The organism is Marivirga tractuosa, from assembly GCF_042140215.1.
GTDB classification, from domain to species: domain Bacteria; phylum Bacteroidota; class Bacteroidia; order Cytophagales; family Cyclobacteriaceae; genus Marivirga; species Marivirga tractuosa_A.
This window is the reverse complement of sequence record NZ_CP159478.1, coordinates 3873145-3897660: the sequence shown is the minus strand read 5'-3', so window position 1 is coordinate 3897660 and position 24516 is coordinate 3873145. Positions and strand designations below refer to the sequence as shown.

The following is a 24516-nucleotide window of genomic DNA, read 5'->3' as shown; positions in this document are numbered from 1 at the left end:
AAAGTTTTGCATTTAAACTCATAGCTAAGAAGCTCTGGTCTTGATTTTTTTGTGTTTAATTACATTTGACATTTAGGCACGAAAAGAATCTTAACATAAGTTCGTTCCTTTGGAACTTCCTCAAAGCTATTTGATTATAAATTCTAAGATAGATTAAGTGTCAGACCAAAGGAAGTTCCGTGCTTATGTCAGACCTTGAAAAAGTCGGACATTAATTATCTAGTTAAACCCGATGTCTGACATTCAATAGTAGCTATAAGAACCATACAAATTAACTTACCTGGCTAAAAATACAAATGTCTGACATTTCTGAGAGTTGATTCGTAATTACAATCAAAATTCCATAAATTGATTTTATGCAAATCAATCAAATAAAAGAGACTTGTCTTTACATTAAAGATCTAGATAAAGCTAAAGATTTTTATCATGGGAAACTAGGTTTACCTGTAATCACCCATGCACCAGAAAAGTTGATTTTTTTTCGCTCAGGAAACTCGGTTTTGCTTTGCTTTAATCCTGATTTTAGTGAAGACCAGGATGTTCCACCACCACATTTTGCTAGAGGGAAGCAACATATTGCCTTTGAAGTCCCAGCTGATGATTATGATTCCGCTAAGGCAGAACTAGAAGAAAAAGGAATTAAAATTACCTACGAGCATGAATGGCCCAACGGAAAACTCTCAGCTTATTTTGAAGACTCTGAAGGGCATGTATTGGAGATTGTACCCACTGGACTTTGGGAGAAGGATTGAGGGCCTTAAAACTTGCGGGTGAAAACACCTGCAAGGGTGGACGGTTATAAGGTTTTTTACCGCAAATATAAGCGTCCTAATAAAAAAATCAGAAGTTTAGTGAGGGGACAGGCACACGCGAAACGCGTGCGCCAACTTGGGGATTGTCCACAGGGTTTTGGCAGAAGGATTGAAAGCGATTTGACGGTTAGTCCATTATTCTAAAATAAAATAGTTGAAATTGTAATTAGATTTAGATTTCACTGATTTTGCGGTGGTACCGTCTAATCGCTAAATCAAAAGGGTGTGCTATATCGGTCGGACGCTTTAATAATCCTGATTAAACTCTCTCATAAAAGACAAACTTATTTCTTTGAATTTAATGGGTAATAAGCGTCAGACCGAGGAAATATCTATGCTTATGTCAGACTTTGAAAAGGTCGGACATTTATCGATTTGGAATGCTTTCAATATCTGGCATTCGAAAATTCTTAATAAATCTAATATTTGCCAACTAATCGATAAACGCTTGATCTATTAAGCTATTAAAGAAATGTCCGACATTTCTGAATTTAATTCGTAATTAAACTAAAAGGGCACCTTTTTTCTTTAAAGCCTCTTCCACATAATCAAAAGTCGAAAGAATATCAGGTTTGCCATCTACTATCGCTACATCATGCTCGAAATGAGCCGAATATCTTCCATCTGCCGTTACGATTGACCAGCCATCAGCTAATTGCTTAATGCTTCTTCCGCCCAAATTAATCATAGGCTCAATGGCCAAGACCATGCCTTCTTTTAGTTTGGCTCCCCGGCCTCTTTTTCCATAATTAGGAACTTCAGGAGATTCGTGCATTTTTCTGCCCAGACCATGACCAACTAGCTCTCTTACCACTCCGTAGCCGTGTTTCTCGGCATGTTGTTGTATGGCAAAACCAATATCGCCAATTCTATTGCCAGCTTTGCATTCTTCAATGCCCAAATACAAAGATTCTTTGGTGACTTTTAGTAATTGTTCTATTTCAGGTTTTACTTCTCCCACAGCAAAGGTGTAGGCATGGTCACCATAGAATCCATTCATTTTAACACCACAATCAATAGAAATGATATCGCCCTCTTTCAAAGGATCGTTATTTGGGAAACCATGAACTACCTGCTCATTAGGGCTCATGCACAGCGTATTTGGGAAATCATATAAACCTAAAAATCCTGGTTCACCACCATGATCTCTTATAAATTCTTCTGCTTTTTTATCCAGTTCCAAAGTAGAAATCCCAGGTTCAAGCATTTCAGCCATTAGTCCTAAGGTCTTGGATACCAGCAATGCGCTTTTTCGCATTATTTCAATTTCTTCTTTCGTTTTCAAATGAATCATCTCATCAAGTCTTTTAATTTTTCCCAAAAGCTCTTTTTAGGAAGTGTGTATTCAACTGGATTATTTCCTAATAGTTCCCAAACTTTGCTCCATCCTAAAAATCCTCCAATATTTCTGTCATCAATAAAAAAGTCGACTATTAATTTTCGGCTTTGCTCAGGTTCCAGTATTTCTTCAGGAAAATTTTTGTTCACTGCATAAAATTCTACCCCATGCTTTTTGCAAAAATCAACGGCTTCTTGCAAAGATTTCCCCTCCCGAACAGTCCACAAAATCAGCTGATGTTGTTGCTGTTGCAAAGCTTTTAAAGTTTCAAAAGCAAATAATTGAGGCTTGCCGATACCTGGGTAACGGTCTTCTACTATAGTGCCATCAAAATCAACTGCAATCTTCAACATTTTTATAATTTTAGCTCAAAACATTTTGTTTGGCAATGAATTCAACAATTGCTATATCAGTGCTCGAGTAATAGTTCGGTCGCTGACAGATTTATTTTGCTTTGTATTCTGCTCTTATTTTTGCCTTCAAACAAAGGCGGTCATATATCATTTCCGCCAGCTTTTCAGGGATTTCTGCATTTCCAGGTTGCAAAGTTAAGGCAAATTCTTTTTCCGACACATCAATGCGGTACATTATCTGCACCAGTTTTTGAAAGTCATTATCTAATAGGTGGGAAATATAGGGGCTAAGCTTATTAATAAAGCTTTCTTTATTGAATGATTGTTCCTCACTGATTTCAAAATCAGGAATTAATTTCTGGGAAACGGTAATGAGTTCTTTTTGGTAATCCATTGATTGGCATTTACCGCAAAGCTATAAATTTGAATGGGATTATTAAAGACTTGATTCCAATAAGGAATTTTGGTTTTGATACTGAAAATCAAACCAATAGGCATAATCCTGATACTCCACACAATCCGGAAGGGAAATGTTATTGATTTCCAAATTCATTTTAGCTGATTGAGGAACCCATGAAGCAAAAAGCTCTTGTTGTTCGTAAGGCAAGCTTGAAATTTGAATAAAATTAATGCCTTGGTGGAAATTCGGGCTAACTTTTAGCATTGATCAAGTTTTTATGTTTTTACAAATGTAGGAATTTATAACCGACTTATTATTAAGTGTTTGTTAATAGTTTGTGAAGTTTTTTAGTTTTACTTGAAAATATTCAAACTGGCAATTTTTACAGTATTTCACGGTTTTTATCATAAAATTCGCTTATTTCGTGTTTCTATTTTTTATCTATGGAGTATTTGGAAGCATTTGATTCGATTAGACCTTATAATGATTCAGAAGTGAATGAAGCCGTTCAGCGCTTGATTCAGCATCCATTTTTTGATCAAGTTACTAAAAGAGTTTTTCCTGAGAAATCTATGGATCAGCTGAAGGAAGCTTTGGCTGATGTGAAAAGCGTGAAAGATTTCCAAAAGGTAATGATGTATCCTACTGCGCGTAGGGTGCTTGATAATAGTTCGGATGGCATTTCTCATGATGGTTTTGACAAAATTAATCCGGATAAATCTTATTTATTTATTTCCAATCATAGGGATATAGTGCTGGATTCCACCATTCTAAATGTCCTATTGTTTGAATTGGAGCTAGATACTACTGAAGTGGCGATAGGGAATAACCTTTTAGTGAACCAATGGGTAACCGATCTGGCAAAACTAAATAAGAATTTTATTGTCAATAGAAATATCCCGCCTAGGGAAATGTATTCCTATTCTCAGACCTTATCATCTTATATCCGACATACTATTTTAGAAAGAAAAACTTCCATTTGGATTGCCCAGCGCGAGGGTAGAACCAAAGATGGTGATGATCAAACGCAACAAGGTTTGTTGAAAATGATTGGTTTAAGTGGAGGGAAAGATTTTTATGAAAACTATGCGCCATTAAGAATTGCCCCAATGGCCATTTCTTATGAATATGACCCTTGTGATGTTTTAAAAGCTCGTGAAGTGGCTTCTAAAATGGCGGGTAAAACCATTGAAAAAACACCTGAAGATGATTTGCAAAGTATGATTGCCGGCATAACAGGAGTGAAGGGCAGGGTTCATATTTCCATCGGGAAAATAGTGGATGAAAAATTGCAGGAAATTCGTGAAATAAAAAATAAAAATGATCAAATGCAGGCATTAGCCGATTTGATAGACGAACGGGTTCATAAAAGCTACAAACTTTGGCCAAATAATTTTATTGCGTATGATTGGTTATATGATGAACGTTTTTCTGATCATTATACGAAAGAAGAAGCAGAAAAATTTGAAGCCTACCTACATAAGCAAGCTGAAAATTTTTCTGCTAATTTCAATGAATTAAAAGACCCACTATTGGCTATGTATGCCAATCCTGTGAGGAATAAATTGAAAGTAGAGGGATTGGCAGAGAGCGAATTATAGCGTTTTCGCTCTTACTTCAAATACCATGTCGGCTTTAAGATCTGTATCTGAATTTACTGTTTCTCTAGTTACAACTTCAAATTGCAGATCATAACGATCCTCTTTGATGTACTCGTCCAAACTAGCACCGGTAGTTTCCATTTCTAGTTCGTTGCCAACATCCTCTGGAATATCTTGGATTTCAGCAATTAAAGTTGCCCCTTCTGAGTCATTAGAAATATAAATTTCAATGCTCTTTACAAAGCTAAAGGTTCTATCATTAGGATTTGTAATGGAAAGTGTAAGCTCACTTAGATTCACATTCTCAACTAAATCTGCTCTGGTATTATTATTCTCAAAACTTTGCTCAGAAGAAGTGTTAACATCAGGTGTGCCAATATCAATTGGTAAATTTATAACTGATGAAGAGGGAATAGTAAATTCTGCAGAATTACGGATATTGAAAGTAGTAATGTCATCAATTTTTTCTTGAAGATTGCATGAGCTAATAATTAGTAATCCAGTAATAATTAAAAAAAATGTAGTCTTCATAAATAAAAAAAAGTATTTGATTCACTTTTAACTACGAGTGATTAATGGAATTGGATGTAATGCTTCCATTTTTCTAATACTTCCTTGAAATCCTGAGGTAATTCAGAATCAAAATGAACCGCCTTATTTTGAGATGGATGGATAAATCCCAATGATTTGGCATGTAAAGCTTGTCTTGGAATTATTTTAAAACAATTGTCCACAAATGATTTATACTTCGAAAATTGAGTTCCTTTTAATATTCTATCACCTCCATATGTAGCATCATTAAATAATGGATGACCAATATATTTCATATGAGCACGAATTTGGTGAGTTCTTCCAGTTTCTAGGTTACACTGAATGAGTGTCACATATCTTAATCTTTCCAACACCTTGTAGTGGGTAATTGCAGTTCTTCCAAAATCCCCTTCCGGGAAGGCATCCGTAATTCTTCTGTCCTTAAAGCTTCTGCCTAAATTTACATCAATTGTTCCTTCATCATCTTCCATTTCACCCCAAACCAAGGCATAATAAGTCCTTTCAATGCTGTGATCGAAAAATTGTTTAGCTAGATGGGGCATGGATTTCTCGGTCTTCGCTATCACCAAAAGCCCTGAAGTATCTTTATCAATTCTGTGTACAAGGCCTGGCCTACCTTCATTGCCTTGCATTTCAGGCAGTTGCTGGAAATGATATGCCAGTGCATTCACCAAGGTACCTTCCCAATTTTGATGAGCGGGATGTACTACCATTCCTGCTTCTTTATTCACTATGAGGAAATCGGAATCTTCATATACTATATCTAAAGGGATGTTTTCTGGTTTTACTTCTGTGTCTCGGGGAGGTTCAGGTAAGGCAATACGGATATTATCATTAGGATGAATTTTGTAATTCGATTTAATAGATTCGCCATTCACTTGAACAAAGCCATCCTTAATAGCTTTTTGCACTTTGTTTCGCGTAACATTCGGAAGCCTATCCATCAGGAATTTATCTATTCTTAATAAATCCTGTTTAGGATCAACTTTTATTTGATGATGTTCAAACAATCCATCATCTTCTTGCTCGTTTTTTGATATATCTTCTTGCATAGTTTCTTTCAGATTACAAAGTTAGTAAAAAGATAGTGCGAACGAACACTTCATTTATTTTGATGATAATTTAAAAAGTAAGATATTTATTAAGGTGGATGGTAATAAAATGATGTTAAAGTGTTTTTATATTATACTATTTTTGCTTTCAACGGCATTTTGCCAAGCACAATCTGTTTGGGATAAGCTAAATAAAAATCCATTTAAGAATTCCCAGTTTTATGTTGGATTGCGAGCTGGGGCCAACTATAATGCAATTAATGTAATTAACAGATATTCCTTAATTAAGCCGACAAATAGTTTGGATGAGGGACTCTATGATAAACAATATCAAGAAGCTGAGAATGTAGGTGTTCTTTATGGAATTACTTTTATGTATCAATTTGAACAGCGCTTAGTTTTAGGTTTTAATGCTTCTGTTAATCAAATTCGCTTCCAATACACTCAAGAGCAACCAGGCTCTAATAGAAGTGTTAATTTCATCCACAACCATAATCTAAATTACTTAGATGTCCCGATCTTTTTCCGGTATATGTTTAGAAAAGTTAATAGTCGTTTTTGGGATAAATCAAATAAAAAACCAACGGTGCCTGCAATTGTCCCATTTGCTCAAATTGGTATAAATTTTTCAGTTTTACTCAATGCCGATAAAGAGTATTCGAAATTCACTACTCAGAATGGTGTAGAAAGTCGAGAATTTGATAGAAATGAGGATATTAAATCCATCATGTCTCCAACTATGGTAGGTGCATTTATAGGAGGCGGAGCTAGGTTTAGGGTTGGTACATTTTATTTAACTGCTGAAGCAAATTTTAGACAAGGCTTAAGTAATGCCAATAATCAAAAGGCTCGATATGTAAATGAGAACCTTCAAAATCAAGCCTATGATGTAATGGATGATTTTAGTTTTCAATCTGTTGAAGCTATAATTGGGGTGATTTTTCCATTGAAGTATTTAAGCAAGAAAGAATTTATGCCGGTTGAAATATGAAGAACCTATTTTTTATTATATCAACCTTGTTTCTTCTTTCTTCATGTACGGAGGATTTAATAGAATTCACCCCTACAGAAAAATTTAATAGCATATTCGATAATCCTGAAGAGGGGCTGGATTATATTCCTTTAGATGCAATTGAAACGGATGATGGGGGTTTCTTGGTATTATCATCTTTGGCTAATGAGACTATTTTTGTTTTAAAAATTAACAATAGAGGTGATTTTCAATGGAGTAGGCAATTGGAATCCCAGTTTGTAAAAGCAGTACCTGATTTAATAAGACAAGGCAATAATTATTATTTTATAGGAAGTTCTCTACCTGATTATACAGCTACTCTTTTTGAAATAAATGATCTGGAACAATCTATTGAACCTCTAAGGAATTATACATCTTATAGAAGGCCTTTGGCTTTTAATAATTTAAATCTAAATACTTATTTATTACTCACTTATAATGACACTACAGGAACTGTTTTAAGCAAAATACAAGATGGTTTTGCTATGGAATGGGCTAGGAGATATGACAGTATCAAAAATGCACATCAAAAATTGGAGGCTTTTCAAAATGCTAATAGGGCAGATTTTTTTGTAGGATCCTATAATGCTGGCTCAGCAATTTATTTTAATTCACTTAAAGAGGATGGAATGAGCCTGACCTTTACGAATGATCAGGGAATACAAACTGGACTAATCAGCACTTCTCAAAATAATGCCTTGAATTCGCTGACCCCTTATGGAAATGGTTTATTAGCAGCTAATTATGTATTTGAAAATCAGTCATTCTTTGTAAATAATTATCAGCCTTTATTAAATGATACTATTAATTTACAAGAATTGAGTGGAGAAGTAATTCAAGATAGGTTGCGCGTCCAAAAAGCTGAATCAGCATCATATTCTATAGGTACTTCAAATTATTTAGTAAATGCTTATGCTACTTTGGATGGGAGGATAAAACTGAATTTTTATGATAATTCATCTGGGGAACTAATAGCCATTAAGTATATTGGTGGAACCGACCCTTTAGAAATAGTAAGGATAATTCCTACTGCTGATGAAGCTTTAGCTCTACTTTCAAAAATTACTATTGCGGGTGCTAAAGAACGAATTAGTCTTATGAAAATACCCAAAGAAGAGATTTTGGAAATTTTTTAAAGCTAATTTTAAATACTGGTTTAAGTTGTTTTATTTCAACAAATTTTAAAAATAATCGTTATCAATCTGCTATGTTAAAATTCACTTTCACCCTTTTTTTATCTTTGTCTCTACTAATAAATAGTGAGATTTTGGCTCAAAATGGAGACCTGAAAATCATTAAAGTACCTGAGCTAGAAAATATAATGAAGAATTCGGGTTCCGAAAAAATTAAAGTAATCAACTTTTGGGCTACTTGGTGCAAACCTTGTCTTAAAGAACTTCCTTATTTTGTGAATGCTCAAAGTCAATTTCCAGATGCTGAATTCATTTATATGAGTATTGATTTTTCAGAAAATGCTGCTAAGGCTGAGAAATTTGCCCAAAAGAAAAAACTTAATCCTTCAGGACTTTATTTAATAGATGATGTGGATTATAATTCATGGATTGATAAAGTATCACCCGAATGGTCGGGAGCTATACCCGCTACTGTAATTATCAAAGATGGTAAAAAATATTTTTATGAAAAGGAATTTCATGAAGGCGAATTGGAAGAATTGATAAAACAAAAACTAAATTAATATACATATGAAAAAGTTAATTTCATTATCGTTGATGCTAATTGCCTTAATGGCTTTTAGTTTTAAGAAAGGTGGTTACGAAGTGGGGGACAAAGCAAGAGATTTTTCCCTTAAGAATGTAGATGGAAAAATGGTTTCGATGGATTCTTATGAAGATGCGAAGGGTTTTATGGTAATTTTTACGTGCAACACCTGCCCGTATTCAGTCGCTTATGAAGATAGAATTATTGAACTTCATGAGAAATATGCCGATAAAGGCGTGCCAGTAATTGCCATCAATCCAAATGATGATGAGAAATCCCCTAAAGATTCTTTCGAAAAGATGATTGTGAGGGCTAAGGAAAAGGGTTTTCCATTTCCCTATGTTTATGATGAAACCCAGGAAATTACTAAAGCTTATGGCGCCACAAACACTCCGCATGTTTACGTTTTGGATGCAGATAAGACTGTGAAATACATAGGAGCTATTGATAATAACACTAAATCAGCTGAGAGAGCAGATAAAAAATATGTTGAAGATGCAGTTGATGCAATTTTAAACGGAAGCGAAGTTCCAGAAAAGAAAACCAAAGCGATAGGCTGTACTATTAAGTGGGCATCATAATTTATCCATCTGAAATTATTTACAAAAGCTAACTTATCCGTTAGCTTTTTTTATTTGATACTCAGTCAGTTTCGTTTCTTAAATTTGATTTTCTACGAATTTTAATTGTATCAAAAATAAAATCATTTGTAACAAAGCCTAATAAAATACGCTTACACTAAGTATAACCAAACTTTTTAATAAGATGAATAAAATAATTTTTGTGTTGCCATTTTTAATATTGAGTTCATTTTTTGTGAAAGCTCAATCAGATCAAACAGGTATTAGAGCCTCATTGAACCTCTCTAATTTATATGTGGATGAAGTAAATGATGAAAATACAAAACCAGGTTTTGCTGTAGGGATTTATTTTCGAAAAGGTATTTCTGAGCAAGTCAGTATTCAGCCAGAAATAAATTACAGTTTAAAAGGATCTCAAATCAATTATGATAACTTTTTTAGCGGAAGTGGAAAGTATAGATATAACTTATCATATATCGAGATTCCTGTTTTAGCAAACATTCATGTAGGGGAGAATTTATATTTCAGTGCTGGTCCATATGCAGCTACTTTAATTGCAGCTAAAGTAAAGGATGTGGATGGAGACGGAAGTATTAACAGTGTAGAAGAATATGACAGGGATGATTTTAATACTTTTGACTATGGTGTTGCAGCTGGAGTAGGATTTGATTTTACAGGGGGTACTGCTGGTGTGAGGTACAATTATGGATTAAACAATGTTGCACCAGATGATAGAGGATTAGACAATGGGAAGAATTCAGTATTGCAATTCTTTTTAGGCTTCGATTTTTAGGAACTTAATAACCTGAGTTCGACTCTAATTTGTAAATTCAGATTTTTCACCCAAGGGGTGACCAGCCTATGGCTGGCATCCATTCAATAGACAAGGCATCTTTTAGAAGATATAGTGGGCTATATCGAGGGAAGACAACGCAGTATATTTGATTATATGGAAAAGCTTTTCCTATTCCACCTGTAAACAGCGATTTTCTTCCTAAAAATTCTTTACAATAGCCCGCTATTGCTTCAGAATTTTTAGTTGAAACTCACTATTTATAGGCGGTCTGAATCCTAAATAAGAATCGAACTCAGGTTAATAGAGAAGTATAATAAAGCACAGTTGTCAATGGCAGCTGTGCTTTTTAATTTTTGACGACCATTTCTAGTAAGTCATCCAGATATTTTCTATTATTAGATAGCCTTGGTACTTTATTCTGACCACCCAATTTGCCTCTTTTCCTCATCCATTCATAAAATGTGCCTTGAGGAACTTTGTGAATCACTAAGCAGTGTAGGGCAATGTCTTTATGTCTTTTGGCATCGTAATCAGAATTTATTTTTCTTATCTCATCATCCAATGTATGAGCAAATTCATCCAGATTATCTGGCACTTTTGAAAATTCAATTACCCATTCATGAGCCCCACTTTTACCTTGCTCTAAATATTTAGGCGCAGCAGTGAAATTATCAATGATTACACCGGTTTTGTTGCAAGCTGTAGCAATTGCCTTTTCAGCATTTTCTATCATCAACTCCTCACCAAATGCATTGATAAAATGCTTAGTACGACCGCTGATTTTAATTCTGTATGGATTTAAAGAGGTAAATCTGATTGTATCTCCAATTCTATATCTCCATAAACCAGCATTGGTACTAATAACTATTTCATATACTTTATGAAGTTCTACCTCATCTAAGCGGATTGTTTTGGGTTGCTTTTGGTCAGCATTTTCCAATGGGATAAACTCATAGAAGATTCCATAATCCAGCATTAAAAGCATTTCATCTGAATCTTTTCGGTCTTGGATCCCAAAAAATCCTTCAGAAGCATTGTAAGTTTCCAGATAACTCATCTTAGGAGATTTGATTAAATCCCTAAAAAGAGGTTGGTAAGGCACGAAAGAAACAGCTCCATGAATAAATAATTCTAGATTAGGCCAAACTTCTGAAATATCATCTTTTCCGCTTAGTTCGAGTATTCTTTGCAATAGCACTACTGTCCAAGTGGGCACACCTGTAAGGCTTGTGACGTCCTCCTTCATAGTGGCTTTGGCCATGGCTTCAATTTTACCTTCCCATTCGTCCATCAAGGCTATTTCCAAGCTTGGCGTCCTGATGATTTGTACCCAAAATGGGAGATTTTTCATAATCACCGCTGAAACATCTCCATAAAATGAATTGGAGTTATTGTCGAATTGATTGACCTGTTGACTTCCCCCTATGCTTAGGTTTTTTCCGGTAAAAAGCCGGGAGTCTGGGTTGTTGTTTAGGTAAATGGATAATAAATCTTTGCCACCTTTAAAATGACAATCTTCCAAAGCTTCATCTGAAACGGGGATGAATTTACTTCTATCATTAGTGGTTCCGGAGGATTTTGAAAACCATCTGATTTCTGTAGGCCACAGAATATTTTGATCTCCTTTTAAAAGTTGGTCTATATAAGGGAATATTTCTTCATAAGTATGTAAAGGAACTCGCTCTTGGTAATCTTTGAAGTTTTTTAATTCTTCAAATCGGTATTCCTTCCCGAATTTTGTATTCCTAGCTCTATAAATCAGTTTTTGAAGTACTTCACTTTGCATTTCGTTTGGATATTTCATGAAAAGCTCCACCTCGTGAATCCTTTTCTTCATTACCCATGTCATTATAGAGTGAAGGAATTCCATAGCTTATAGTTTTCTCTTTAATTCGAAATGTTTGCCTAAATAAACTCTTCGCACTTGTTCGTCATTTGCTAATTCTTCAGCAGTACCAGCTTTAAGGAGCTTTCCTTCAAACATTAAATAGGCTCTGTCAGTGATAGAGAGGGTTTCATTTACATTATGGTCGGTTATTAGAATGCCAATATTTTTTTCTTTTAATCTCCCTACTATAGTTTGAATTTCCTCTACTGCAATTGGGTCAACCCCTGCAAAGGGTTCATCAAGCAAAATAAAACTTGGATCCATGGCTAAAGCTCGTGCAATTTCTGTTCTTCTTCTTTCTCCACCAGAAAGCACCATACCTTTGTTTTTACGAACATGATTTAAACTAAATTCGTCTAAAAGGCTTTCCATTTTTTCCTTTTTGGCAGCTTTACTAATTTTTCTCATTTCCAATACAGCCATAAGGTTTTCTTCCACCGTAAGAGATCTAAAAACAGAAGCTTCCTGAGCTAAATATCCTACTCCTTTCTTTGCCCTTTTGTACATCGGCAAACCAGTAATGTTTTTATCGTCTAGATATATGTGTCCTGAATTTGGCTTTACTAAACCTACTATCATATAAAAGGAAGTCGTTTTACCTGCCCCATTAGGCCCTAAAAGACCCACTATTTCCCCCTGTTCAACGCTAACGGAAATATGGTTCACTACCGTCCTCTTAGAATATATTTTTACTAGATTTTCAGCTTTTAATATCATTTTTATTTTTTTGTTCTGATGCATTAAAGCAACAAACATACCTAATTAGCAAATTAACGAAAATAATCATTCAATGCGGATATCTTTTAGATAAAGCTGTAAAGATTTTGTACCATTAAAATGATTTTCTTGTATGGTAAACGCCAATTCAAAATTATTCGATTCCTTAATAAGCGTTTTATATTCCGCCAATCCAAAACCAATAGCATTAATTTTCCTGTTGCCATTCTTATTTTTAACGGTAAGTTTTAAATGTTTTTCTTTAAGGATAAGGGGGTCTCCCAAAATGCTTAAGTCTCTTGCAGCAAAAACTGGTTGCATATTGGCTGGCCCAAAAGGATCCATTTGGCTTAAAATAGAATAAAATTTATCTGTGATTTGGTCTATTTCTATATAACTATCAATATGAACTTTAGGGATCAGTTGATCTTCAGTTATACTTTTTTGAACTGCTTCTTCAAAGGCTGCTGAAAAATTTGGGATTTTATCTATTTGCAATGTTAAACCTGCAGCGTGTTTATGTCCTCCAAACTGATCTAAATGTTCTTTGCAGGATTCAATAGCGGAATAAAGGTCAAAGCCATCTACCGATCGGGCTGAACCAGTTGCTTTCCCATTGGATTCAGTCATAATGATTGTTGGACGGTAATGATGCTCAATGCATCTTGAAGCTACTATTCCAATCACTCCTTTATGCCAATTTTTATTGAAAAGCACTGTGCTTTTGGCCATTAACATTTCACTGCTCTCTTCAATAGTGGTCAATGCTTCGCTTGTAATATTCTGATCGAAATCTTTTCTAGTGTTATTTTTGTTGGAGACATTCTCCGCAATAATCAAAGCTTCATCTTCATGAATTGCTGTTAAAAGTCTTACAGCTAAATGGGCATGGTCAATTCTTCCTGCGGCATTTATTCTTGGCCAAGTTGAAAGACTAAGTTAGAAATAGTGATTTTTTCTTTTAATCCAGAAGCTTGAAGAAGTGCTTTAATCCCTGGTCTTGGATTAAAATTTATTTTTTCTAATCCATAAAATGCCAGGATTCTATTTTCACCTGTCACTTCTACAATATCTGCTGCAATACTTATGGCAACTAAATCGAGCAATTCAAAAGCATGATGCTCTGGGATGTTTTTTTGTATGCAAAAAGCTTGAATAAGTTTAAAGCCAACCCCACAACCTGATAATTCTTTATAAGGATAAGAACAATCTTTTCGTTTTGGATCTAATACTGCTATTGCTTTAGGTAAGTTTTGCCCAGGATTATGGTGATCGCAAATGATGAAGTCAATATTCTTTGAGTTTGAATAATCTACCTGATCTAATGCTTTTATTCCACAATCTAGGGAAATAATGAGGCTGCAATTCTCTTCTTCTGCATAATCAATCCCTTTTTTTGAGATTCCATACCCCTCCAGATATCTATCAGGAATATAATAATGTAGCTTTTCACAATAGCTTTTTAGAAAGCTGTACATCATGGAAACTGAGGTGGATCCATCCACATCATAGTCGCCATAAATTAAAATAGCCTCTTTACTTTCAACAGCTTTTATTAATCTATTGACAGCCACTGACATATCCTTCATTAAAAATGGATCATGGCAGTGCTCAATTGATGGTCTAAAATATGATTTTGCCTGAGAGAAATTAGTAACACCTCTGTTTATCAATATTTTAGAAAGGATAGGATTAATATTGATTGCTTGACTTAAGTCATCAACTTTATTGGGGGCAGGTTCTGGTGCTATAATCCACTTTTTTTCTTTAGGCATAGTACAAAATTAAAAAGGCTTCGAACAAAATCGAAGCCTTTCTTAAAAATGATTTTATAAAAATTTTTATTCTCCTACCATTACAAATGCACCCCAATAAAAAGGAGTTTTGTATTTTTCCTTTATGGTTTTTTGAGCATCATTAAAAGCAGTTAATTTATCTTTTCCTCCTAACCAATTTTGGTAGAAAGCCGTCATAAGTTCTTGGGTTGCCTCATCATCAACAGACCATAAACTCATGATTATGGCATCTGCTCCTGCTACTTGAAATGCTCTTCTTAATCCATAAACTCCTTCACCATTTTTCAAATCCCCCAAACCAGTTTCGCAAGCAGAAAGAACCACAAGTTCTGTATTCTTTAAATTTAAATTCATGGCTTCATAAGCTGTTAAAATCCCATCTTGTCGAGCTCCTTGATTTAACCCACTTGCAATAAATGAATTAGCACCAGCCATTATTAAACCAGATTTCAAGAGAGGGTTTTCGCTGTATTTATCATCTTGCTCATTATTGGTGGTTTCATTGTCTTCAAGAAAAAAGCCGTGTGTTGCTATATGGAGTACTTGTGGGTTTTGCACACTTTTTAATTGAATTTCATCTGCCTCGTTCTCTAGATAGGTTTTGGGTTGTTGAAAATCACTGCTTTCATAAATCGAACCAATTTTATTAACCTCCTCTTTCGTTCCTGGTAAAGCAGTGACTAAGGAATTTCCTCTGATATATCTTTGTAAACTTCCTCTTAAACCTCTATTTAAACTAGCATTTTCAACTATTTTGCTGGCATCGGTTTCACTTTCATCCATTGATTCATTTATGCCTTTATTGTAATTAGGGAAACCGAAAAGTGTTGGACTTGAAGCTAAATTAGAACTGGATTTTTCCTCACGATAGGCAATTAAATCTTTTGTATTGGTGAGCAATTGTACATTTTGTTCTTCTAATACATACTTTTCAGTTTCATTATTAAATAATACATTTACACTGATTTGATTATAAATCCCATCAGGAGAAAAATATAGTTTATCGTATTGTTTGGTTTCTTTTGCGATAGGTTTCCAGTAAAAATCATAACTATAGTTGTCTTTTACCTGATATCGAATTGCATTTCTATAATTCTTGATGTATTTATTCTCTAATTCAAGTCCATTTTCGAATAATATTAATTCTGGGTGCTTTGAATTTTTATCTATCAGTAGCCCGGCATAATTTACTTTGTCTTTAAATAATCCACTGCTATCAGGAGTGAACTCCCTAAAACGAATCATTTCAATAGCTGCCTCGCCTTCTTTTAATTGAGCCTGAACATCTTTCCATGTGTAGTTTCTGGCTTCATAAGCTTCTGCAAATTCAGCTGAACTTCTACTCAATTCTTTTTCTAATTCATTTGATTCGGATATTAAAGAATCTAGTTTCAAATCTTGTTGCTGAAGTTCCTCTTCAGACATGGAATATAATTGAGAAATCAATTCTTTTGTACCAATCCAACTTTGATATTTTTCTTTCAATTCGAAATCGTCACTATTTAAGATGTTTTTTCTGGCTTTAGCCGTAGCATACATAATCAAACCTTTGGTAGACAATTGATAATCATACATCTCACCTAATAAGGAAGGATAATTGTCTTTATAAGCAATTGCAAAAGAATTAAACTCCTCAAATGTTGTCCTTAGGGTATTAGTATAAAAATTAGCTTTTTGTTGTTCACTTAAAGCAGGAAAATAAGCTTCTATTTGTGCAAAATAATTATCAAAGGTTTTATTAAAATAGCTTTTTGCTTTTTTAGGATTGTTCTTAAACCAACTTAATTCAGCTAATTCTTTGCTTGACTCCGCATAAAGAGGGTGATTTTTATTTAAATATTTAGAACGTAATTGATGAGCAGAAGTAATATGTTTTTCGGCTTTTTCAATATTGTTCATTCTGAAATTAGCTATCCCCCATTTCAATTCATATTTAGAATATTCAGGATTGCTTTTGTCCAAAATCTCTTGAGAAGCTAAAAAACTCTCCTTCATTAGTTTATAGTAATTATCTAAATCATTACTTTGATTAAGTGCTAAGGCTTTTTCTTTTAAAACTCTAATGTATAATTCACTTTCTAATCCCAATACCTCTTTTATGATTTCAAGAGCCTTATTAAAATATATAACTGCTTTTTCCTTTTGATTAGTGGCGATTAAATTTTGAGCGTAATTAGCATAAGTACCAGCATTACTTAAAGTTGGCTCATTACCCATAATTTCTTCGAAAATTTTTAATGCTTCATTATATAAACCTATTTTCCAATAAAGTAATGCTAGGTTATTCTTTGCATTTATTTTTAAGGTTTCTTCGACTGATATTTTAGAGAGAATATCTAACGCTTGTGTATAGAGTAATTCTGCTTCGGAATATTGGGAACGGTAGTAATATGGGATCGCTAAAGTTACCAATCCTTCAGCATACTCTACACTTTCCTGCCCAAAGTTGTTTTTTATGAATTGTAGATTGTCTTTTAAAATTTTTTCAGATTTAGAATAGTAGCCAATATCAAAGTAAGCCATACCTAATTCTTTGTTTACAATATAATGGTATTCTTCTTTTACAAACTCGATTTTAAGTAAGTCTTCCAATATATCCATTACAATTCTATGCTTACCCAATAATCCATGGGTTTTAGCAAGCTCAATTCTACTTTCCACATAAGAAGGACTGGAAATCCCAAGGTTTTCTTTATAGAGCTCAGAAGATATAGTGAAATATTCTTTAGCTTTTTGGAAATTATTATTTAGCTGAAGGTAATATGCTAAGTTATCATGTATGTCTGCAATCAGGATTGGATCAGTATTGGGAAGTTGTTTTCGTACTTCCAATTCTTTCTCCATGATGTCCAAGGCTTTGTCTAAACTATCATAAGCTAAATAGGCGTCTCCTAAATAATATAGTAGTTCTGCAGAAATTGAATCTGAGTTTTCATTTAAATGATAGAGGATTTCGGTCTCTTTATCTAAAATCTTTTCGTATTCTTCCGAATTGAATGCGATTTCCATATTTTTGAAAAGATCTGATTCCAGATTCTGTGCATTACTATGGCTACTTAAAAATTGTAGAAAGATGAAAAGTAAGAAAATTATGTTTTTCATATTAAAAATTGTTGCTTGCTAAAACATAAATGTAATACAAAAAAATAGTAATAAAAAAATATTAATTAGGATTAATACAATATATTTTTGTTATTTACGTATAATTAAATGTGTGCGACCCTAATGTGTCTGTCCGCTATTTTTAAAATAATATATAGGAAAGAATGATGAGGAAATTTTTACTGCTAATAATTTCATGTAGTTTATTACAATTTCAATTGAATGCTCAGTGTAGCGTGAATGAGACATTGGTAATTATTGAAATAGACCCTACTTCAGGGACTAATCAAGAGGAGGTATGGTACTCACTTATTGAGGAGAGTTCAGGCACCACAATAGCTTCAAAAGAGCCATTTTTTTTGGGCTCAACTATAGAAACAGATAGCTTATGCTTGGTTGATGGTGCTACTTACCGATTTGAAGCTTATGATGACGGATATAATTCATGGGACAATAATACTTATGAAATTTTTTATGCTGATGGCACTGTAATTGGTTCTGGTATGCCCAATGATGGCGGGGCTGGAGTAAATTTACAAGAAGAATTCACTTTTACAGTTGCTATTGATATTGAATCACCTTCTAATGTTACAGCTAGCAATATCTCATCAGTAGGTTTCGATTTATCGTGGGATAATGTTTTTTCTGCTGATAAATATCAAGTATATGTAGGTTTAAATAATGATACCACTTCCATAGCTGAGAATGATTCGTTATTTATAGTTTCTTCCGATAGCACGACTTATTATCAAGCTCCACAATATTCAGAATTGTATTATTATTATGTACGAGCTATTTCAAGTGGTGGGGATACCAGTAGTTTTAGTACTCAAGCTAGTATCAAATTACCTGTTTCTGAATATTTAGTTCAGGATTCTTTAGCTATGGTCTCATTTTATGAAAATGCAAATGGTGAGAACTGGAGTAATAATCAGAATTGGCTTACTGGAAAATTGAATACTTGGGAAGGTTTGAGTATGACTAATGATTCTTTAAAAACTATTAATCTTGCTTCTAACCAAATTGGAGGAGCGGTTCCAGATGTAATTAGTGATTTGAATTTTATAAATGAAATTGATCTATCCAATAACACTATAACTAACATAGCCGCTTTAGAACCTTTAGTTGGTGGAATTGGCAATTTAAATGTCAGTAGGAATGAATTAAGTTTTGAAGAATTAGAGCCATTTAATAGTCTTCCTGCTTTTAATTACAATAATCAAAATTTCAATTATTTTCTTCCTGATGAATATATTGACTTTTTAGGTGCTGATGCTTCTATTCACATTGAAGCTCCAGCATCCTCAAATACTTTCCAATGGTTTAAGGATTCTGTTCAAATTGAAGGTGAAACAGATTCTGTATTAGTACTCAATAATCTACAAAAAGCAGATGAAGGAGTGTATTATGTTGAGGTGGGAAATGATCTATTGGGAGAATTATTAATTTCATCTACCCCAATTGAAGTTAAGGTTTCCTCATTAGAGAGAGATATAGAGGCCTTACGTCAATTTTATGAGTCGACAAATGGTGAGAATTGGAGTTCTATCACTTGGGATACTTCATCTGATGATCCTACTGAATGGTCAGCTAATGAACAGGATGTAATAGTGGAAGACAATAGGGTTGTGGAAATAAATTTACCTGAAAATAATCTTACTGGTTCAGTTCCAGATGTGTTGAACGAAGTTTTGGGATTGAGATCACTTAATCTTTCAAATAATGCAATAGAAGATCTAACGAATTTAACTTCATTACCAAACTTAGCATTATTAGATGTAAGTGGAAATGCGCTGGGTTATGATGATTTAATACCAAATGTAGTGATTGATGGGTTTATTTTTAACGATCAGGCTAATTTTGGAAGTTTAAATGATCAGAAACTACCCCAAGGATCGAACTTTTCGCTTGAGTATGATGTGGCGGGAGAAAATAACACCTATCAATGGTTTTTGAATAATGAACCTATCGATAACGCTAACTCGAATGTTATTAGCTCAGATTCACTTACTTTCGATATGATGGGAATATACACCTTGGAGGTGAAAAATGAATTGATTAATGCTGTTGATCCAGAATTCACTTTGGAATCAAGTTCTGTTCAAATCATAGCTACAGCAAATATAAGCGGTAGTGTGGCTGATGCAAATGATTTCCTAACTGAAAGTGGTCAAATTTACTTGTTTGAGTATATTGAAGGGCAAGCTTTTGATAGCGTTTTATTGGATAATAATGAGTTTTTTGAAATCTTAGGGGCTGATGGAGTTTTTGAAATTCAGAACCTGGCATTAGGGGACTATGTATTGTATGTTGATAATAATGAGAATGAATATCCTGAATTACTCAATACTTATTTTCAGAATACTATTGATTGGGAAGTTGCAGAAGTTATTTCCTTGAGAAGTAATTTACAAGACTTGCAAATTACTATGGCAGGTGAACCTCAAGCTCTTAATGGAACTTCAAACTTTAGTGGATATTTAGAGGAAGAATTTGAAGAGAATAGCAGGGTTTTGCCTAGAAGAAGGGTTAAAAAAGCAGGTGTAAGTGTTAGAAAATTAGTTGGTTCAAGTAGAGATGTTAATCTGAAAACACATCTTCAAAATGGAGAATTAGTTGCTTATATGGAAACAGATGAAAACGGGGAGTTTTCCTTTCCTAACTTACCAGCTGGTCGTTATTCGGTGAAGTTTGATGTCCCTGGTGTTCCAATGGATGAGGAATCAGATATAATTTTTGAATTAACCGGAGAAGATCAAGAATCATTGGAAGTTTCAGCACTCTCTGATAATGGTAAAATTACGGTTAATAAAGTTAATTATACAGCGAATAAATCAGAGCTTTTAAGTAATGTAAAGGTTTATCCAAATCCTTCAACTGGAAGTTTTAGAATTTCAATAACAGAATCGATTTCAAATATTAAGGTATTAAGTCCAGAAGGAAGGCTTATTCATGAGTTGTCTGGTTTTACAAATCAGTCTCAAGAAGTTGAAATAGACCTTAGCGATTATCCTGATGGAATGTATTTTATGCAAATTGAATGGAAGGATGGTGTAAGAAGCACTAATAAATTGATTAAAGAATAGGTTTTTATCGGATTACATAGAATAGGCTGGCCTTTTTGGGGTAGCCTATTTTATTTTTATGCTAATTTAATGTTTTAATAGTTAATTAATTTACAGTATTAGTTCATTAGAAAAAAATATGCGATTAATATTTACTGTATTCATTTTTATAATAAGCATTCAACTAAAAGCTCAAACTGAGAATATACACACCTCTTTTCCACTTTCTTTAGGTAATAGTCAAAGGTTAATGCAATCGACTCAATTTAGTTTTACGGCTATTGCTCTCAAATCAAAAGAGATTGATGATTTTTCTAAAATTGGATTTATATATAAGGAAGACACTGTAAATTTTAACAATGACTTACATTCCAACGAAAATTCTGAGTATTTCTACTCTAGTTTAATTCATTTTAATCAGACTTTGAAGTCAGTTGAACTAAACATTCCAGAAAATATTAATGACCTAGAGGTTATATTGATAAACGGAAGCGGAGAATACTCAAATTTTTCTGAAGGTAGATTAGTGTCTTCTGCTAAAAATGAATGTGTATTACCTGAGATTATTCAACAATCAGAATGGAGGACAGGACTTCCTGAACCTTCATATGAAAGGATTTATACGACAACTGAAAACATCATTATTCATCATTCCGCTGGCTCGAATAATATTACTGATTTTACTCAGGCAGTTCGTGATATTTATATATTTCATACACAAGAAAATGGCTGGTCTGACATAGGGTATAACTATTTAGTTGCTCCTAACGGAGTAGTTTACGCTGGGAGAGACCCAGAAGATGGTAATCAGGATGAGGTTATGGGCGCCCATTTTTGTAGTTCAAATTCTAATACCATGGGTGTTTGTCTTCTAGGTAACTATGAAACTGTAGAACCTTCTACAAGTATGTTGGAAAGCTTAGAAAGTGTCATTACTTGTAAAGCATTTAAAGATAGTTTAAATGTGTTAGGAAATGACTTTCATCCACTTAACCCAGATTTGGATGTGATTGCTGGTCATCGAGATGGCTGCGGGACATTATGCCCTGGTGAAAATATTTACAATTTGTTGCCACAGATACGGGTAAATGTGGATGAACAATTAGCTATTTATTATTCCGATGAAGAGAACGATGACCAGGATGGTGGAGATGAAGATGGTGGTGAAGATAACGGCTCGGATGGAGATGAAGGAGTCATTTCTCCGCCAGCAGCAATTACTACTTCAAATGTAACTTCAATAAGTTTTGACTTGTCTTGGGATGTGGTTTCATCAGCAACTCAATATCAAATATATGTTGGTCTAAATAGTGACACAAGCTCTCTGGAAGAAAATGATTCATTAATAGTAGTTTCAAATGAAAACTTGACGTATCAAGTGCCCGATTATTCAGAATTGTACTACTATTTTGTTCGTGCAATTTCAAGTGATGGTGATACAAGTAATTTTAGTACTCTAAATAGTATTAAATTACCAGTCTCTGATTATCTAGAGCAAGATTCCTTAGCAATGCTGGCACTTTATAAAAACACAAATGGTGAAGATTGGGTTTATGCTCAAAATTGGACTACAGGTAAATTAAATACTTGGAAAGGACTGACGATGGTAAAGGATTCACTCAAGGCAATTGACCTTTCGGCAAATGAATTAAAAGGAGTTGTTCCGAGCGAATTAAGTGGATTGAATTTTGTTAATTTGATTAATTTTTCTTCCAATAATTTGACCGATATCAGCGCATTAGAATCGCTAAATGAAGATATTAATGAATTAAACGTCAGCGGGAATCAATTGAGTTTCGAAGAATTACTGCCATTTAATGTCATTCCAACTTTTGTTTATGATAATCAAGATGTCAAGTATAGTATTCAAGAAGAATATTTTGATTTATTAGGTGCCGATGTTACAATGGAAAGTTCTGCTACAGCCTCTTCTAATACTTTTCAATGGTATAAGGATTCTGTTCCAATATCAGGGCAAACAGATTCTGTTTTAGTATTTGATAATTTGCAAAGAGCTGACGAAGGCTCCTATCACGTTGAAGTACGAAACAATCTGTTGGTTGATTTAATGATCTCATCAACAGTAGCAAAAGTAAAAGTATCCAGTCTAGAGAGAGATGCGAAAGCCTTGCGTCAATTGTATGAATTTACCAATGGCGAAGATTGGAGTACAATCAAATGGGATACATCTTCTGATAATCCAACAGATTGGTCTGAAAATGAGCAAGATATAATTGTTGAAGGCAATAGTGTAGTGGAAATTAATTTGTCTGATAATAATTTGACAGGATCAGTTCCCCAGGTTATGGATGAAATGTTGGGCTTGAGGACTATCGATTTATCAAACAATGCAATAGAGGATATTCCTGACCTAAGTACACTTCCATACTTATCATTATTTGATGTTAGTGGGAATGCTTTGGGTTATGGTGCCTTGGAAGCTAATCTTGTAGTCGATAAATTCATTTTTAAACATCAGGCGAATTTCGGAGAATTAGCAGATCAAAGGATACCACAAGGGTCAAGGTTTTCTATTGAGTATACAGTTGACGGATCTAATAATATCTATCAGTGGTATAGAAATAATGAAGAATTAATTACAACCAACAGTAGTTCAATTTCTGATGATTCCCTAACATTCGAACAAATGGGCGAGTACAAACTTGTAGTACGAAATGAGCTTATTAATGCTGTTGATCCCGAATTCACATTAGAATCAAATCCAGTCGGGATTATTGCAACTGCAAGTATTAGTGGGTCAATTACCGATGTAAATGATTCTCCAACTGAATCGGGTCAAATTTACCTGTTTGAATATTCTGAAGGGCAAGCTTTTGACAGTGTTTTATTGGACAATAGCGTGTTTTTTAAAACTGTAGAGACCGATGGAACCTTTGAAATACAAAACCTGGCAATGGGAGACTATGTATTGTATGTTGATAATAATGAGAATGAATATCCTGAATTGCTCAATACTTATTTTTCAAATACCATTGATTGGGAAATTGCAGAGGTTATTTCCTTGAGAAGTAATTTACAAGACTTGCTAGTTATTATGACAGGTGAACCTCAAGCGCTTAATGGAACCTCAAACTTTAGTGGATACCTAGAGGAAGAATTTGAAGAGAATAGTAGGGTTTTGCCCAGAAGAAGAGTTAAAAAAGCAGGAGTAAGTGTAAGGAGATTAACTGGATCAAGCAGGAATGTTAATTTGATAACAAATCTTCGAAACGGAGAATTAGTTGCTTATATGGAAACAGATGAAAACGGGAAGTTTTCCTTTCCTAACTTACCAGCTGGTCGTTATTCGGTGAAGTTTGATGTCCCTGGTGTTCCAATGGATGAGGAATCAGATATAATTTTTGAATTAACCGGAGAAGATCAAGAATCATTGGAAGTTTCAGCACTCTCTGATAATGGTAAAATTACGGTTAATAAAGTTAATTATACAGCGAATAAATCAGAGCTTTTAAGTAATGTTAAGGTCTATCCAAATCCTTCAAGTGGAAGTTTTAGAATTTCAGCATCAGAAATGATTTCAAGTATTAAAGTATTGAGTCCAGAAGGAAGGTTAATTCGTGAATTATCTGGTTTTGCAAATCAGTCTCAAGAAGTTGAAATAGACCTTAGTGATTATCCTGATGGAATGTATTTTATGCAAATTGAATGGAAGGATGGTGTAAGAAGCACTAATAAATTGATTAAGGAATAGGGTTTTAACTGATTACATA

Annotated in this window: 20 protein-coding genes; 9 read left to right on the top strand and 11 right to left on the bottom strand. The window is 34.0% G+C overall.

Going from position 1 to position 24516, the window contains the following annotated elements:
• Nucleotides 1-356: 356 nt before the first annotated feature.
• Complete coding sequence (locus ABWH96_RS17460; protein ID WP_375578792.1) at nucleotides 357-752, top strand: VOC family protein; 396 nt, start codon at nucleotides 357-359, stop codon at nucleotides 750-752.
• A 562-nt stretch (nucleotides 753-1314) separates the two neighbouring features.
• On the opposite strand, the gene map is transcribed toward ABWH96_RS17460, so the two are convergent.
• The 4 genes from map to ABWH96_RS17440 form a co-directional block, all read right to left on the bottom strand.
• The gene (gene map / locus ABWH96_RS17455) at nucleotides 1315-2106 is read right to left on the bottom strand and encodes a type I methionyl aminopeptidase (RefSeq protein ID WP_375581497.1); all 792 of its coding nucleotides are present in this window, start codon (nucleotides 2104-2106) and stop codon (nucleotides 1315-1317) included.
• Nucleotides 2103-2504: a BT0820 family HAD-type phosphatase gene (locus ABWH96_RS17450; RefSeq protein WP_375578791.1), complete on the bottom strand. Its 402-nt coding sequence runs from the start codon at nucleotides 2502-2504 to the stop codon at nucleotides 2103-2105. Before ABWH96_RS17450 ends, map begins: the two co-directional genes overlap by 4 nt.
• A 91-nt stretch (nucleotides 2505-2595) precedes the next feature.
• Nucleotides 2596-2898, bottom strand: coding sequence for a hypothetical protein (locus ABWH96_RS17445; RefSeq protein ID WP_375578790.1), 303 nt, complete (start codon nucleotides 2896-2898; stop codon nucleotides 2596-2598).
• Nucleotides 2899-2940: 42 nt separating this feature from the next.
• Nucleotides 2941-3168, bottom strand: a complete 228-nt coding sequence (locus ABWH96_RS17440; protein ID WP_375578789.1) for a hypothetical protein — start codon at nucleotides 3166-3168, stop codon at nucleotides 2941-2943.
• Nucleotides 3169-3347: 179 nt separating this feature from the next.
• Between ABWH96_RS17440 and ABWH96_RS17435 the strand changes: the two genes are divergently transcribed.
• A complete protein-coding gene (locus tag ABWH96_RS17435; RefSeq protein WP_375578788.1) occupies nucleotides 3348-4505 on the top strand; it encodes a 1-acyl-sn-glycerol-3-phosphate acyltransferase in 1158 nt (385 codons plus the stop codon).
• Here the strand turns inward: ABWH96_RS17435 and ABWH96_RS17430 are convergent.
• Together ABWH96_RS17430 and ABWH96_RS17425 are read right to left on the bottom strand one after the other, a co-directional pair.
• Entirely contained in the window at nucleotides 4500-5036 is a 537-nt protein-coding gene (locus ABWH96_RS17430) for a hypothetical protein (protein WP_375578787.1), read from the bottom strand. The two genes, ABWH96_RS17435 and ABWH96_RS17430, sit on opposite strands and share 6 nt — an antisense overlap.
• Before the next feature lie 41 nt (nucleotides 5037-5077).
• Entirely contained in the window at nucleotides 5078-6109 is a 1032-nt protein-coding gene (locus ABWH96_RS17425; RefSeq protein ID WP_375578786.1) for an RluA family pseudouridine synthase, read from the bottom strand.
• Nucleotides 6110-6251: 142 nt separating this feature from the next.
• Between ABWH96_RS17425 and ABWH96_RS17420 the strand changes: the two genes are divergently transcribed.
• The 5 genes from ABWH96_RS17420 (at nucleotide 6252) to ABWH96_RS17400 (ending at nucleotide 10214) form a co-directional block, all read left to right on the top strand.
• Entirely contained in the window at nucleotides 6252-7100 is an 849-nt protein-coding gene (locus tag ABWH96_RS17420; protein WP_375578785.1) for an outer membrane beta-barrel protein, read from the top strand.
• The gene (locus ABWH96_RS17415) at nucleotides 7097-8257 is read left to right on the top strand and encodes a hypothetical protein (protein WP_375578784.1); all 1161 of its coding nucleotides are present in this window, start codon (nucleotides 7097-7099) and stop codon (nucleotides 8255-8257) included. Before ABWH96_RS17420 ends, ABWH96_RS17415 begins: the two co-directional genes overlap by 4 nt.
• A 131-nt stretch (nucleotides 8258-8388) precedes the next feature.
• Nucleotides 8389-8817: a TlpA family protein disulfide reductase gene (locus tag ABWH96_RS17410; protein WP_375578783.1), complete on the top strand. Its 429-nt coding sequence runs from the start codon at nucleotides 8389-8391 to the stop codon at nucleotides 8815-8817.
• Between the two features lie 7 nt (nucleotides 8818-8824).
• Entirely contained in the window at nucleotides 8825-9421 is a 597-nt protein-coding gene (locus tag ABWH96_RS17405) for a thioredoxin family protein (RefSeq protein WP_375578782.1), read from the top strand.
• Nucleotides 9422-9605: 184 nt separating this feature from the next.
• Complete coding sequence (locus tag ABWH96_RS17400) at nucleotides 9606-10214, top strand: porin family protein (protein WP_375578781.1); 609 nt, start codon at nucleotides 9606-9608, stop codon at nucleotides 10212-10214.
• Nucleotides 10215-10563: 349 nt separating this feature from the next.
• Here the strand turns inward: ABWH96_RS17400 and ABWH96_RS17395 are convergent, their stop codons facing one another.
• The 5 genes from ABWH96_RS17395 to ABWH96_RS17375 all read right to left on the bottom strand — a co-directional run bounded on the left by ABWH96_RS17395 (nucleotide 10564) and on the right by ABWH96_RS17375 (nucleotide 17720).
• On the bottom strand, nucleotides 10564-12054 hold the full coding sequence (locus tag ABWH96_RS17395; RefSeq protein WP_375578780.1) for a GH3 auxin-responsive promoter family protein: 1491 nt from the start codon (nucleotides 12052-12054) through the stop codon (nucleotides 10564-10566).
• A gap of 36 nt (nucleotides 12055-12090) precedes the next feature.
• A complete protein-coding gene (gene lptB, locus ABWH96_RS17390; protein WP_375578779.1) occupies nucleotides 12091-12822 on the bottom strand; it encodes an LPS export ABC transporter ATP-binding protein in 732 nt (243 codons plus the stop codon).
• Nucleotides 12823-12888: 66 nt separating this feature from the next.
• Complete coding sequence (locus ABWH96_RS17385; protein ID WP_375578778.1) at nucleotides 12889-13662, bottom strand: DHHA1 domain-containing protein; 774 nt, start codon at nucleotides 13660-13662, stop codon at nucleotides 12889-12891.
• 71 nt (nucleotides 13663-13733) lie between these two features.
• On the bottom strand, nucleotides 13734-14597 hold the full coding sequence (locus tag ABWH96_RS17380; protein ID WP_375578777.1) for a DHH family phosphoesterase: 864 nt from the start codon (nucleotides 14595-14597) through the stop codon (nucleotides 13734-13736).
• A gap of 66 nt (nucleotides 14598-14663) precedes the next feature.
• Complete coding sequence (locus tag ABWH96_RS17375) at nucleotides 14664-17720, bottom strand: CHAT domain-containing protein (protein ID WP_375578776.1); 3057 nt, start codon at nucleotides 17718-17720, stop codon at nucleotides 14664-14666.
• 236 nt (nucleotides 17721-17956) lie between these two features.
• Between ABWH96_RS17375 and ABWH96_RS17370 the strand changes: the two genes are divergently transcribed.
• Both ABWH96_RS17370 and ABWH96_RS17365 read left to right on the top strand, forming a co-directional pair.
• A complete protein-coding gene (locus tag ABWH96_RS17370; protein ID WP_375578775.1) occupies nucleotides 17957-20806 on the top strand; it encodes a T9SS type A sorting domain-containing protein in 2850 nt (949 codons plus the stop codon).
• A gap of 118 nt (nucleotides 20807-20924) precedes the next feature.
• Nucleotides 20925-24497 (top strand): T9SS type A sorting domain-containing protein, encoded by a 3573-nt coding sequence (locus ABWH96_RS17365; RefSeq protein WP_375578774.1) that lies wholly within the window; start codon nucleotides 20925-20927, stop codon nucleotides 24495-24497.
• The last annotated feature ends 19 nt before the right edge of the window (nucleotides 24498-24516 follow it).

Coding starts and splice junctions, on each gene's coding strand:
- ABWH96_RS17460 (WP_375578792.1), top strand. CDS start 357: ATGCAAATCAATCAAATAAAAGAGACTTGTCTTTACATTAAAGATCTA.
- map (WP_375581497.1), bottom strand. CDS start 2,106: ATGATTCATTTGAAAACGAAAGAAGAAATTGAAATAATGCGAAAAAGC.
- ABWH96_RS17450 (WP_375578791.1), bottom strand. CDS start 2,504: ATGTTGAAGATTGCAGTTGATTTTGATGGCACTATAGTAGAAGACCGT.
- ABWH96_RS17445 (WP_375578790.1), bottom strand. CDS start 2,898: ATGGATTACCAAAAAGAACTCATTACCGTTTCCCAGAAATTAATTCCT.
- ABWH96_RS17440 (WP_375578789.1), bottom strand. CDS start 3,168: ATGCTAAAAGTTAGCCCGAATTTCCACCAAGGCATTAATTTTATTCAA.
- ABWH96_RS17435 (WP_375578788.1), top strand. CDS start 3,348: ATGGAGTATTTGGAAGCATTTGATTCGATTAGACCTTATAATGATTCA.
- ABWH96_RS17430 (WP_375578787.1), bottom strand. CDS start 5,036: ATGAAGACTACATTTTTTTTAATTATTACTGGATTACTAATTATTAGC.
- ABWH96_RS17425 (WP_375578786.1), bottom strand. CDS start 6,109: ATGCAAGAAGATATATCAAAAAACGAGCAAGAAGATGATGGATTGTTT.
- ABWH96_RS17415 (WP_375578784.1), top strand. CDS start 7,097: ATGAAGAACCTATTTTTTATTATATCAACCTTGTTTCTTCTTTCTTCA.
- ABWH96_RS17405 (WP_375578782.1), top strand. CDS start 8,825: ATGAAAAAGTTAATTTCATTATCGTTGATGCTAATTGCCTTAATGGCT.
- ABWH96_RS17400 (WP_375578781.1), top strand. CDS start 9,606: ATGAATAAAATAATTTTTGTGTTGCCATTTTTAATATTGAGTTCATTT.
- ABWH96_RS17395 (WP_375578780.1), bottom strand. CDS start 12,054: ATGAAGAAAAGGATTCACGAGGTGGAGCTTTTCATGAAATATCCAAAC.
- lptB (WP_375578779.1), bottom strand. CDS start 12,822: ATGATATTAAAAGCTGAAAATCTAGTAAAAATATATTCTAAGAGGACG.
- ABWH96_RS17380 (WP_375578777.1), bottom strand. CDS start 14,597: ATGCCTAAAGAAAAAAAGTGGATTATAGCACCAGAACCTGCCCCCAAT.
- ABWH96_RS17375 (WP_375578776.1), bottom strand. CDS start 17,720: ATGAAAAACATAATTTTCTTACTTTTCATCTTTCTACAATTTTTAAGT.
- ABWH96_RS17365 (WP_375578774.1), top strand. CDS start 20,925: ATGCGATTAATATTTACTGTATTCATTTTTATAATAAGCATTCAACTA.